Source organism: uncultured Campylobacter sp. (genome assembly GCF_937959485.1).
GTDB lineage: Bacteria > Campylobacterota > Campylobacteria > Campylobacterales > Campylobacteraceae > Campylobacter_B.
This window is the reverse complement of record NZ_CALGPY010000003.1, coordinates 32,784-45,588: the sequence shown is the minus strand read 5'-3', so window position 1 is coordinate 45,588 and position 12,805 is coordinate 32,784. Positions and strand designations below refer to the sequence as shown.

Sequence of the window (12,805 nt, the reverse complement as noted above, 5' to 3'; positions counted from 1 at the left end):
CGTCGCATCGGCACTTCTTTCTTTAAAATACAACTACGAGGTAGTGGAATGTTAAACAGCCTATATTCAGGAAATCGTCTTAGGGTGGATTTTTCAAAGGTTCCCAAAGACATCGAAATTCCGAATTTATTACAACTACAAAAGAAAAGTTTTGATCATTTTTTAAATCTTGATAACTCGGATGGAGAAAGCGGCATAGAGAAGGTTTTCAAAGCCATTTTTCCTATCCACGATGCACAGAATAGACTAAGTATCGAGTATGTAAGTAGCGAAATTTCAAAGCCAAAGTATTCGATTAGAGAATGCATGGAAAGAGGGCTTACTTATTCGGTAAATTTAAAGATGAAGCTTCGTCTGCTCGTGCATGAGCGCGATGAAAAGACGGGCAAAAAAATCGGCGTAAAAGAGATCAAAGAACAAGATATATTCATTCGCGACATTCCTCTAATGACCGATAGAATTTCATTTATCATTAACGGCGTCGAGCGTGTCGTTGTAAATCAGCTGCACAGAAGCCCGGGCGTAATCTTCAAAGAGGAAGAGAGTCCAACCGTTCTAAATAAACTCATCTACACCGCTCAAATAATACCTGATCGCGGCAGCTGGCTATACTTCGAATACGACGTAAAAGACGTACTATATGTGCGCATAAATAAAAGGCGCAAGGTCCCGATCACGATCCTATTTCGCGCACTCGGCTACAAAAAACAAGACATCATAAAATTATTTTATCCTATTAAGACGATCTATATTAAAAAAGGAAAATTCCTGACCGATTTCGATCCGAAAGAATACGCGGGCAGGCTCGATTACGACATTATAAACGAAAAGGGCGAAGTGCTTCATCAAGCAAGCAAGCGCCTAACGGTCAAAAAAGCGGAGAAATTAGCAGAGGATGGATTAAAGCTCATCGAGTATCCGGCTGAAATTTTAGCCGAGCGCTACCTAGCCGATGCCATCGTCGATAAAAATAGTGGCGAGGTACTTTTTGATTCGCTAACTGCGCTAGATGAGGGTAAGCTAGCCAAGATCGCTAACACCGAGAAAAAATTTACGATCGCCAATGACCTAGCTAGTGGCGTAGATACTTCAATCATAAATTCCTTCATTCAAGACGCGGACGCGCTTAAGCTCTTACAACAAAGCGAGGGCATAGACGACGAGAACGATCTGGCAGCGATTAGAATTTACAAGGTTATGCGCCCGGGCGAACCGGTGGTAAAAGAAGCGGCAAAGAGCTTCGTAAACGATCTGTTTTTCAACCCTGAGCGCTACGATCTGACCAAAGTCGGTCGTATGAAGATGAATCACAAGCTGGGTATCGAGGCGCCGGAGTACGTAACCGTATTAACCAGCGAGGATATTATCAAGACGGCGAAATATCTAATTAGAGTTAAAAACGGCGACGGCTTCATCGATGATCGCGATAATCTTGGAAACCGCCGCATCCGCTCGATCGGAGAGCTTTTGGCAAACGAGATGCACCTTGGATTTATCAAGGTTCAAAAGGCGATCAAAGATAAATTTACCAGCATTAGCGGAAATTTAGACGAGCTTATGCCGTATGATTTCGTAAACCCTAAAATCATCACCACTACGCTTATGGAATTTTTCACCGGTGGCCAGCTAAGCCAGTTTATGGATCAGACCAATCCGCTTAGCGAGGTCACGCATAAGCGCCGTCTATCCGCGCTGGGCGAGGGCGGTTTAGTTAAAGAGCGCGCGGGCTTTGAAGTGCGCGATGTCCACCCTACGCACTACGGTAGAATTTGCCCTATCGAGACGCCGGAGGGCCAAAACATCGGTCTGATCAATACCCTAGCGACCTATGCAAAGGTGAATGATCTAGGCTTCGTCGAGGCTCCGTATAAAAAGGTCGTAGACGGCAAGGTTACCGACGAGATCGTCTATCTTACCGCTACGCAGGAAGAGGGGCTTGTAATCGCTCCTGCGTCCGCTAAATTGGACGAAGAGGGCAATATCGTAGAGGAGCTTTTGGAGGTCAGAAAAGACGGCGAAAATATCATGGCTAAGCGCGAGGATATTTCGCTAATTGATCTTTGCTCCGGTATGGTCGCGGGCGTAGCGGCGTCGCTGATTCCGTTTTTGGAGCACGACGATGCTAACCGCGCACTTATGGGCTCGAACATGCAGCGTCAAGCCGTGCCGCTTCTACACTCTACCGCCCCTATCGTTGGAACGGGCATGGAGGCGATTATCGCGCGCGATTCGTGGGAAGCTATCAAGGCTAAACGCGACGGCGTCGTAGAAAAGGTCGATAATAAAAACATATTCATTTTGGGCGAAGACGAGAAGGGACCGTTTATCGATCACTACTCGATGGAGAAAAATTTACGCACCAACCAAAACACTACCTTTTCACAGCGCCCGATCGTGCGTAAAGGCGACGTGATAAAGGCGGGTCAAATCATAGCCGACGGTCCTAGCATGGACGGCGGCGAGCTTGCGATTGGCAAAAACGCCCTTATAGCTTTCATGCCGTGGCACGGTTACAATTACGAGGATGCCGTCGTCATGAGCGAAAAGATGATTCGTGCCGACGAATACACCAGCGTGCATGTTTATGAAAAGGAGATCGAGGCTAGAGAGCTAAAAGACGGCGTGGAGGAGATCACGCGCGACATCCCTAATATCAAAGAGGAGGAGCTTACCCACCTCGATGATAGCGGTATCGTAAAGATTGGTACTCACGTAAAGCCGGGCATGATCTTGGTAGGCAAGGTAACTCCGAAGGGCGAGGTCAAACCGACGCCTGAAGAGAGGCTTTTACGTGCGATCTTCGGCGAGAAGGCGGGACATGTGGTAAATAAATCTCTCTACGCTACCGCTTCGATGGAAGGCGTGGTGATCGACGTTAAAATTTTTACCAAAAAGGGCTACGAGAAGGATCCACGCACGAACAAAGCCTATGAGGATGAAAAAACCGAGCTCGAAAGGGAGCATCACGACAGGCTTTTGATGCTCGATCGCGAGGAGATGCTAAAGGTAGTAGCGCTACTTTCTAAAAGCGCTTTGCAAAGCGATCAAAGCCTAAATAAAAAAGATTATAAAAAGGGCGATAAGGTTAGAAAAGAGGAACTTGAAAGCTCCAACCGCTTTACGTTAAATTCCTTCGTCAAGGCTTATTCTAAAGCTGTTCAGAAGGAATACGAGGAGCTAAAAAATCACTTCCAAAACGAAAAGCGCAAACTCAAAGAGGAGCATGACGAAAAAATCGAAATTTTAGAAAAAGACGATATTTTGCCAAGCGGCGTCGTTAAGCTCGTAAAGGTCTATATCGCTACTAAGCGCAAGCTAAAAGTGGGCGATAAGATGGCGGGCCGCCACGGAAATAAGGGCATCGTTTCAAATATCGTTCCTGAGGTCGATATGCCGTATCTGCCTAGCGGACAGCGCGTGGATATCGTGCTAAATCCTCTCGGCGTTCCAAGTCGTATGAATATCGGTCAGATAATGGAAAGCCACTTAGGTCTTGTAGGCTGGCGCTTAGGCGAGCAGATCGCTAAAATTTTAGAGGAGAAAACGGGCGAATGGATAAAAACCCTTCGCGCCAAAATGATTGAGATCGCAGGCGTTTCCAAACTAATGCAGGCTAAAAAAACGCTTGAAAAGATCAGCGACGAAGATCTTTTGAAATACGCTAGAGACTGGGCTAAGGGCGTTAGATTTTCCGCTCCGATATTTGAGGGTATCGTGCCGGAGGATTTCAAAAAGCTATTTGAAATGGCGGGCATCGATCAGGACGGCAAGACCGAGCTTTACGATGGTCGCACCGGCGAAAAGATCAAAGAGCGCGTAAACGTGGGCTGCATGTATTATCTCAAGCTGCACCACCTAGTCGACGAAAAGGTTCACGCAAGAAGCACCGGTCCTTACAGCCTAGTTACGCAGCAGCCGGTCGGCGGCAAGGCGCTATTCGGCGGTCAAAGATTCGGCGAGATGGAAGTTTGGGCTCTGGAGGCATACGGCGCTGCATACACGCTTCGCGAGATGCTAACGATCAAATCCGACGACGTCGACGGACGCTTGGCTGCGTATAAGGCGCTGACAAAAGGCGAAAACGTTCCGTCTACCGGAATTCCTGAGACATTTTTTGTTTTAACTAACGAGCTTAAATCGCTTGCTCTAGACGTTGAAATTTACGAGAATGGAGAGAACAAATGAGCGATAATTTAAATTTAGAAAGAATAGAGATAAAAGAGGACGCTAGAGTCCACGACTTCGACGCGTTTGCAATCAGGCTTGCTAGTCCCGAGCAGATCAAGGCTTGGAGCCACGGCGAGGTCAAAAAGCCCGAAACCATCAATTACCGCACGCTCAAGCCGGAACGCGACGGACTTTTTTGCGCTAAAATTTTCGGCCCCGTAAGGGATTATGAGTGCATATGCGGCAAATATAAAAAGATGCGCTACAAAGGCTGGAAGTGCGAAAAGTGCGGCGTCGAGATCACGAGCTCGAAGGTTCGCCGCACTAGAATGGGGCATATCGAGCTGGTAACGCCGGTAGCGCATATTTGGTACGTAAATTCCTTGCCTAGCCGCATCGGTACGCTTCTAAATATCAAGATGAAAGATCTCGAGCGCGTACTTTACTACGAGGCGTATATCGTAGAGAATGCAGGCGAAGCGTTTTACGATAACGAAAATTCTAAAAAGGTCGAGAAATACGATGTTTTAAATGAGGAGCAGTATCAGAGCCTAAAAGAGCGCTTTTCGCAGACGGGCTTCGTCGCCAAAATGGGCGGTCAGGTGATCCGCGATATGCTAGCCGAGCTTGATTTGGTCGAAATTTTATCCACCCTTAAGCAGGAGATGGAAAATACCAACTCCGAAGCGAAGAAAAAAACCATCGTAAAGCGTCTAAAGGTCGTCGAGAGCTTTTTAAATTCCGGCAATAAGCCGGAGTGGATGATGATTACAAATCTTCCCGTACTACCTGCCGATCTACGCCCGCTCGTTAGCCTTGAGGGCGGAAAATTTGCGGTTTCTGACGTAAACGATCTATATCGCCGCGTCATAAATCGAAATTCTAGACTTAAAAGGCTGATGGAACTCGACGCACCCGAGATCATCATCCGCAATGAAAAACGAATGCTTCAAGAGGCGGTGGACGCGCTTTTTGACAACGGACGTCGCGCTAACGCCGTAAAGGGCGCCAATAAACGACCGCTTAAATCTCTAAGCGAGATCATTAAAGGCAAGCAAGGCCGCTTCCGTCAAAATTTGCTCGGCAAGCGCGTGGATTTTTCGGGCCGCTCCGTCATCGTCGTAGGTCCAAATTTACGCATGGATCAGTGTGGTCTGCCTAAGACGATGGCGCTTGAGCTATTCAAGCCGCATCTAATCGCACGCCTGCAAGAGAAGGGATACGCAACGACCGTTAAGCAGGCCAAAAAGATGATCGAAAATAGGATCAATGAAGTTTGGGAGTGCTTGGAGGAGGTCGTAAAGGATCACCCGGTTATGCTAAACCGCGCGCCGACGCTTCATAAGATGTCTATTCAGGCGTTTCATCCGGTGCTCGTCGAGGGTAAGGCGATCAGGCTGCATCCGCTAGTCTGCGCCGCGTTCAACGCTGACTTCGACGGCGATCAGATGGCTGTGCATGTACCGCTTAGTCAAGAGGCGATCGCGGAATGCAAAATTTTAATGCTAAGCTCGATGAACATCTTGCTTCCCGCGAGCGGAAAGCCCGTCGCAGTGCCTAGCCAGGATATGGTTTTAGGAATTTATTATCTAAGCCTCGAAAAGCCGGGTGCAAAAGGAACAAATAAAATTTTTGCAAACGTCGATGAAGTAATGCTCGCCGTGGAGGCAAACGCCCTAGACATCCACGCTAAGATCAAAACGATGATCGATCGCCGCATCATCTTTACGACCGCGGGCCGCTTGATCATTAAATCGATCCTGCCTAGCTTTATTCCGGATCATCTTTGGAATAAGATCATGAAGAAGAAGGATATCGCCGAGCTTGTCGATTACGTCTATAAAAACGGCGGCCTTGAGATAAGTGCGGAATTTTTGGATAACCTTAAAAATTTAGGCTTTGAATCCGCGACTAAAGCGGGCGTTTCGATCTCCGTTTCGGATATCATCGTGCCGAAGTCCAAAGCGGGTCTTGTAGAAGAGGCTAAAAAGCAGGTGCGAGAGGTTCAGAACCAATACGGCGCGGGTTTGCTAACCGACGGCGAGCGCTATAATAAAACCATCGACATCTGGACCAGCACCAGCAAGAAGCTAGCCGATGAGATGATGAAGATGATGGAGAAGGACAAGGACGGCTTTAATTCTATTTATATGATGGCCGATAGCGGCGCGCGAGGTAGCGCGGAGCAGATCAAGCAGCTAGCGGGCATGAGAGGTCTGATGAGTAAGCCGGACGGCTCGATCATCGAAACGCCGATCACTTCAAATTTTAGAGAGGGTCTGAACGTAAACGAGTACTTCATCTCGACTCACGGCGCGCGTAAAGGTCTTGCCGATACGGCGCTTAAGACCGCAAATGCGGGATATCTAACGCGAAAGCTGATTGATGTTGCGCAAAATGTCAGGGTTACAATGCATGACTGCGGTACGCACGAGGGTATCGAGGTTACTGAGATTGTAGAGAACGGAACGCAAATAGAAAGCCTAGCCGATAGGATTATGGGTAGGGTGCTAAGCTCGGATGTGATTGATCCGGTGTCGAATGAAATTTTATTCACCGAAGGCACGCTTCTAGGCGTTAATGAGGTACGCACCATAGTCGATGCCGGCATCAAATCCGTAAGCATCCGTACGCCTATTACGTGCAAGGCTGAAAAAGGGGTTTGCGCGAAGTGCTATGGCGTAAATTTAGGCGAGGGCAAGCTAGTAAAACCTGGTGAAGCGGTCGGTATCATATCGGCGCAATCAATCGGCGAACCGGGCACGCAGCTTACGCTACGAACCTTCCACGCCGGCGGTACCGCATCTACCGAGCAGCAAGATCGTCAAGTAATCGCCGATAAGGAAGGCTTTATCAGATACTACAACGTAAAGACCTATGAAAACGGCGGCAAAAATATCGTAATGAACCGCAGAAACGCTGCGGTGCTTTTGGTAGAGCCTAAGATCAAAGCTCCAATTACCGGTAAGGTAAGTATTGATATAACTCACGACGACGTAAATATAACGCTAAAAGGTAAGAAAGAAGAATTTAAATATACTATCCGACGCCACGATCTAGCCAAGCCTACTGAGCTTGCTGGCGTAAGCGGTAAAGTTGAGGGGAAATTCTACATCGTATTTAAAGACGGCGAAACCGTTGGAGAAAATGATAGTTTAGTAGAGGTTATAAAAGAAGACTGGAATATCCCTACTCGAATTCCGTTTGCCAGCGAACTTCGCGTCAAAGACGGCGAGCCGGTAACTCAAAAGATCAAAGCGGGAGCAAATGGTACGCTTAAGTATTTCATCCTAAAGGGCGATTATTTAGAGAGGTTAAGAGATATCAAAAAAGGTCACGTCGTAAGCGAGAAGGGTATGTACGTAGTCATCTCCGATGAAAACGGCAGAGAGGCAATCCGCCACTATATACCGCGCGAATCTGTCATTACCTATGATGATAATAGCGTCGTAAAAAGCGAAGATCTTATCGCCAAGCCTAAAAAAGATGATCGATTGATCATCGCCGAGTGGGATCCGTATTCTATCCCGGTGGCTGCAGAGTGCGAGGGCAAGATCAGCTTTGAGGATATCGAGCCGGGATACACCGCTACGGAGCAATATGACGAGACTACCGGCCAGAGCCGCTTGGTCATCAACGAGTATCTGCCTCAAGGCGTTAAACCGGCCATCGTCGTTACTCCTAGCAAGGGAGAGCCTATCAAATATAATCTAGGACCGAAGACCGCCATATTTACGAACAAGGGAGATAAGGTCGCTATGGCGGATATCTTGGCTAGGACGCCGAAAGCGGCTGCGAAGTCGAAAGACATCACCGGCGGTTTGCCGCGCGTATCGGAGCTATTTGAGGCGCGCCGTCCTAAAAATACCGCGATCATCGCGGACATCGACGGAACCGTCCGCTTTGATAAAGCTTTGCGCGCGAAAGAGCGCATCGTAATCGAGGGAGAGGACGGAACGAGCGCCGAGTATCTAATCGATAAAAGCCGCCAGATCCAAGTGCGGAACGGTGAATTCGTCCACGCAGGCGAGAAGCTTACCGACGGAGTTATCAGCTCACACGATGTGCTTAGAATTTTAGGTGAAAAGGCGCTGCATTACTATCTGATAAGCGAAATTCAACAGGTTTATCGCTCTCAAGGCGTCGTCATCAGTGATAAGCATATCGAGATTATCGTATCTCAGATGCTCCGCCAGGTCCGAATCGTCGATAGTGGCGATACTCAGCTAATCGTCGGCGATCTCATTAGCCGTCGTAGATTTAGAGAAGAAAACGAGCGCATTATGAAAATTGGTGGTGAGCCTGCGATCGCAGAGTCCGTACTGCTGGGCGTAACTCGTGCGGCCGTTGGAAGCGATAGCGTCATTTCGGCAGCGTCTTTCCAAGAGACTACGAAGGTTCTAACCGAGGCTAGTATCGCGGGTAAATTTGACCGATTAGAGGACTTAAAAGAAAACGTCATCCTAGGTCGTATAATCCCTGTGGGAACGGGTCTGTATAAAGATAAGGAAGTTAAACTCAAAAAATAATTTTGGGCGCAAGCCCTAAATTTAAAGGATAAAGCATGAATATGATCAACATAAATTTCGGTCTTTTATTTATCAGGTTGGGGCTTGGAGTTTGTCTTTTAATGCACGGAATTTTTAAGCTTACTCACGGCATAGACGGCGTAAAATCGATGCTGGCAGCCAGAGGAATTCCGGATTTAGTGGCTTACGGCGCATACGTAGGCGAGGTGCTGGCGCCAGCGATGATAATCATAGGCGTATTTTGCCGCATAGGCGCTCTGCTTGTGATCGCAAACGTGCTCATGATAATATATGTCCTACACACTCCGTTGAGCGCGCTTACCGGCGTGGGCGGATTTGAGCTTGAAATCGTATATCTGTATCTTTCCGCTGCGATCTGCTTAGTGATCTGCGGCGGCGGAGAGTTTGTACTGATTAGAGATTAAAATTTAGTTAAATTTACGTTTCTGTAAGTTTAAACAAAGTATAATCCTACTCTTTTTGAATAAATTTTTGTGAAAGGAAAGATGTGCCAACCATAAATCAATTGGTCAGAAAAGAGCGCAAGAAGCTTACCGAGAAATCGAAGTCTCCGGCGCTAAAGAATTGCCCTCAACGAAGAGGAGTTTGTACTAAGGTCTACACCACGACCCCTAAAAAGCCAAACTCAGCGCTTCGTAAAGTTGCCAAAGTAAGGCTTACTAGCGGATTTGAAGTCATCAGCTATATCGGCGGTGAAGGTCACAATCTACAAGAGCACTCCATCGTGCTAGTTCGCGGCGGTCGCGTAAAGGACCTACCGGGCGTTAAATACCACATCGTCCGCGGTGCGCTCGATACTGCAGGTGTTGCGAAACGAACCGTTGCAAGATCAAAATACGGTGCTAAACGACCTAAAAAATAGTTTAGCCGAAACAGACCGGCACTAGGTTTTGCCGAGTTTGAGTAAAATTTTAAAATTTGAAGGAATAAAATGAGAAGAAGAAAAGCTCCCGTTAGGGAAGTTATGCCTGATCCGATTTATGACAGCAAAGTAATCACAAAATTTATTAATTCGCTTATGTTCGACGGCAAAAAGAGCGTCGCTACCGAGATCATGTACGGCGCCTTAAATTTCATCGACAATAAAGGCGGAGAGAAGAAAGGTATCGAGGTTTTCAACGATGCCATCGATAACGTTAAGCCTTTGATGGAGGTAAAATCTCGTCGTGTAGGCGGCGCTACATACCAGGTTCCGATAGAGGTTAGGCCGGCTCGCCAGCAGGCTTTGGCTATCCGCTGGATCATATCTTTTGCGAGAAAAAGAAGCGAGCGCACGATGATAGAGCGCCTGGCTTACGAGCTTATGGACGCCGCAAATTCTAAAGGTTCTTCGTTTAAGAAGAAAGAAGATACCTACAAGATGGCGGAAGCCAACAAAGCTTTCGCGCATTATCGTTGGTAGGAGGGCATCATGGCAAGAAAAACCCCTTTGCATATGGTTAGAAACATCGGTATTGCCGCCCACATTGATGCCGGAAAGACCACTACAAGCGAAAGAATTCTATTTTTTACCGGTATGAGTCATAAGATTGGTGAGGTTCACGAGGGCGCCGCTACTATGGACTGGATGGAGCAAGAGCGCGAGCGCGGCATCACGATCACATCTGCGGCAACTACCTGCTTTTGGAATAATCATCAGATAAATTTGATCGACACCCCGGGCCACGTTGACTTTACTATCGAAGTCGAGCGCTCGATGCGCGTTTTAGATGGTGCGGTAGCAGTATTTTGCTCTGTAGGCGGCGTTCAGCCTCAAAGCGAGACCGTTTGGCGTCAAGCGAATAAATACCATGTTCCACGCATCATTTTCGTAAATAAAATGGACCGCGTCGGCGCAAATTTTTATAATGTCGAACAGCAGGTAAAAGATAGGCTCAAAGCTCATCCTGTTCCGATTCAAATTCCGATTGGCGCAGAGGATGATTTCAAGGGTGTTATAGATTTGGTTACTATGAAGGCGCTCGTTTGGGATGATAGCAAGGGTCCTTCTGCTCCCGAGATCGTTGAAATTCCTGCCGAGTTACGAGAAAAAGCGCAAGAGTACCGCGACAAGATGATTGAGGCGGTAGCAGAGACTGATGAAGCTTTGATGGAGAAGTATTTTAACGGTGAAGAGCTAAGCGTAGAAGAGATTAAAAAGGGCATCAAGAAAGGCTGCTTAAGCCTAAGCTTTTTTCCTATGCTATGCGGTACCGCGTTTAAAAATAAGGGCGTGCAGCCTTTGTTAGATGCAGTCGTAGATTATCTGCCTGCGCCGGATGAAGTGCCTGCGATTAAGGGTCAGTATGAGGACGGCAGCGAGGTTCACGTAAGCTCTACTGACGAGGGCGAGTTTGCGGGTCTTGGATTTAAGATTATGACCGATCCTTTTGTAGGTCAGCTTACATTCGTGCGCGTATATCGCGGCGTTTTGGAAAGCGGTAGCTACGTCGTAAATACCGGCAAGGGTAAAAAAGAGCGCATCGGCCGCTTGCTAAGAATGCACTCTAATAAACGCGAAGAGATCAAAGAGCTATATGCGGGCGAGATCGGCGCCGTTGTGGGTCTTAAAGACACTCTTACGGGCGATACTCTAGCTAGCGAAAAAGATAAAGTAATTTTAGAGCGTATGGAATTTCCTGATCCCGTTATCAGCGTAGCAGTGGAGCCTAAAACCAAAGCCGATCAAGAAAAAATGGGTATCGCACTTCAAAAATTGGCACAAGAAGATCCGAGCTTCAGGGTTGCGACCGACGAAGAGAGCGGACAGACGATCATTTCGGGAATGGGCGAGCTACACCTCGAGATCATCGTAGATAGAATGCTTAGAGAATTTAAAGTCGAGGCCGAGGTCGGACAGCCGCAGGTCGCATATCGCGAGACTATCCGTAAAACAGTCGAGCAAGAGTACAAATACGCCAAACAATCGGGTGGTCGCGGTCAATACGGTCACGTATTTTTGCGCCTAGAGCCTTTGGAGCCTGGCACCGGATATGAGTTCGTAAACGATATTAAAGGCGGCGCTATTCCGAAAGAATACATCCCTGCGGTAGATAAGGGCTGCCAAGAGGCGATGCAAAACGGCGTTTTGGCGGGATATCCGGTCGAGGATGTGCGAGTGACGGTCTATGACGGAAGCTACCACGAAGTCGATAGCTCCGAAATGGCGTTTAAGCTTGCCGCTTCTATGGGCTTTAAAGAGGGCGCTAGAAAAGCGGGCGCCGTAATCTTGGAGCCTATGATGAAGGTTGAAGTGGAGACCCCGGAGGAGTATATGGGCGACGTCATCGGCGATCTAAACAAACGCCGCGGACAGGTCAATAATATGAGCGAGCGCGGTGGCAACAAGATCATCGACGCGTTTTGCCCGCTTTCGGAGATGTTCGGTTACTCGACCGATCTGCGCTCTCAGACGCAGGGTCGCGCGACCTATTCGATGGAATTTGATCACTACGACGAGGTTCCTAAAAACGTCGGCGAAGAGATCATCAAAAAGCGCAACGGCTAAGCTTAAAGAGCGCTAGGGTGTGGCGATAGCTTTATCGCCAACCCCCGGTACTTCTTTAAATTTTTAAAACAGCACTTAAATTTAACTCGCTTTACGAGCCAAAATTTAAACTCTCACTCTAGCTTCAAATAAAATTTCAACCCATAAGTTTAACTCCTGCCGGTCGCAAATTTAGATCAAAAAATTTCAATTAAATTTAAAAATTCAAAACATAACTTAAAACGCGCTCATGATGCCGCACCTGTCGTTTTACTAGTGATTTCTTTCTTTCGCAGGTAAAGTGCACATACAGCGCTATCGCTTTGATTTTTATTCACGGACAAAATCGCCGCAAACGGGATCGCGCAAACGGGGCGAAATTTTACCTTCGGCGCAGCCTCAAGGCGGAGCGCTACCATAGACTTATATCGGATTGCGATCATCAGTGCTTTATGTAAGTCGCGGTATTTTCTGCAGGCGGCACTTAATTGAACCGCCGCTTTATGCCGTAAAATTTCATCTTAGCGCGGCGATCTGCGCGCCGCTCATATCCGCCGAGCCAGCGCTATAGCCGCTTATTTTCGGATTTGGCAGGCGTTTGCTTTCGCAGGTTATAATGTGC

At 47.6% G+C, this 12,805-nt stretch carries 7 protein-coding genes; 6 read left to right on the top strand and 1 reads right to left on the bottom strand.

Annotation, left to right across the window (positions count from 1 at the left end):
* Positions 1-48 precede the first annotated feature (48 nt).
* From rpoB to fusA, 6 genes are all read left to right on the top strand, one after another.
* Positions 49-4,185, top strand: coding sequence for a DNA-directed RNA polymerase subunit beta (gene rpoB, locus Q0380_RS00570; protein ID WP_298958860.1), 4,137 nt, complete (start codon positions 49-51; stop codon positions 4,183-4,185).
* Positions 4,182-8,696 (top strand): DNA-directed RNA polymerase subunit beta', encoded by a 4,515-nt coding sequence (gene rpoC / locus Q0380_RS00565; protein ID WP_298958858.1) that lies wholly within the window; start codon positions 4,182-4,184, stop codon positions 8,694-8,696. Before rpoB ends, rpoC begins: the two co-directional genes overlap by 4 nt.
* Before the next feature lie 35 nt (positions 8,697-8,731).
* Entirely contained in the window at positions 8,732-9,121 is a 390-nt protein-coding gene (locus Q0380_RS00560) for a DoxX family protein (RefSeq protein WP_298958856.1), read from the top strand.
* A gap of 83 nt (positions 9,122-9,204) precedes the next feature.
* The gene (gene rpsL, locus Q0380_RS00555; RefSeq protein WP_291939381.1) at positions 9,205-9,579 is read left to right on the top strand and encodes a 30S ribosomal protein S12; all 375 of its coding nucleotides are present in this window, start codon (positions 9,205-9,207) and stop codon (positions 9,577-9,579) included.
* Positions 9,580-9,648: 69 nt separating this feature from the next.
* The gene (gene rpsG, locus Q0380_RS00550; protein WP_005872611.1) at positions 9,649-10,119 is read left to right on the top strand and encodes a 30S ribosomal protein S7; all 471 of its coding nucleotides are present in this window, start codon (positions 9,649-9,651) and stop codon (positions 10,117-10,119) included.
* A 9-nt stretch (positions 10,120-10,128) separates the two neighbouring features.
* Positions 10,129-12,204 carry an elongation factor G gene (gene fusA, locus Q0380_RS00545; RefSeq protein WP_005872609.1) on the top strand — a complete coding sequence of 692 codons (2,076 nt, stop codon included), beginning with the start codon at positions 10,129-10,131 and terminating at the stop codon, positions 12,202-12,204.
* A gap of 227 nt (positions 12,205-12,431) precedes the next feature.
* Here the strand turns inward: fusA and Q0380_RS00540 are convergent, their stop codons facing one another.
* On the bottom strand, positions 12,432-12,626 hold the full coding sequence (locus Q0380_RS00540; RefSeq protein WP_298958853.1) for a hypothetical protein: 195 nt from the start codon (positions 12,624-12,626) through the stop codon (positions 12,432-12,434).
* Between the last annotated feature and the right edge of the window lie 179 nt (positions 12,627-12,805).

Excerpts from the sequence above, each read along its gene's own strand:
- rpoB (WP_298958860.1), top strand. The coding sequence starts at position 49 with ATGTTAAACAGCCTATATTCAGGAAATCGTCTTAGGGTGGATTTTTCA.
- rpoC (WP_298958858.1), top strand. The coding sequence starts at position 4,182 with ATGAGCGATAATTTAAATTTAGAAAGAATAGAGATAAAAGAGGACGCT.
- Q0380_RS00560 (WP_298958856.1), top strand. The coding sequence starts at position 8,732 with ATGAATATGATCAACATAAATTTCGGTCTTTTATTTATCAGGTTGGGG.
- rpsG (WP_005872611.1), top strand. The coding sequence starts at position 9,649 with ATGAGAAGAAGAAAAGCTCCCGTTAGGGAAGTTATGCCTGATCCGATT.
- fusA (WP_005872609.1), top strand. The coding sequence starts at position 10,129 with ATGGCAAGAAAAACCCCTTTGCATATGGTTAGAAACATCGGTATTGCC.
- Q0380_RS00540 (WP_298958853.1), bottom strand. The coding sequence starts at position 12,626 with ATGATCGCAATCCGATATAAGTCTATGGTAGCGCTCCGCCTTGAGGCT.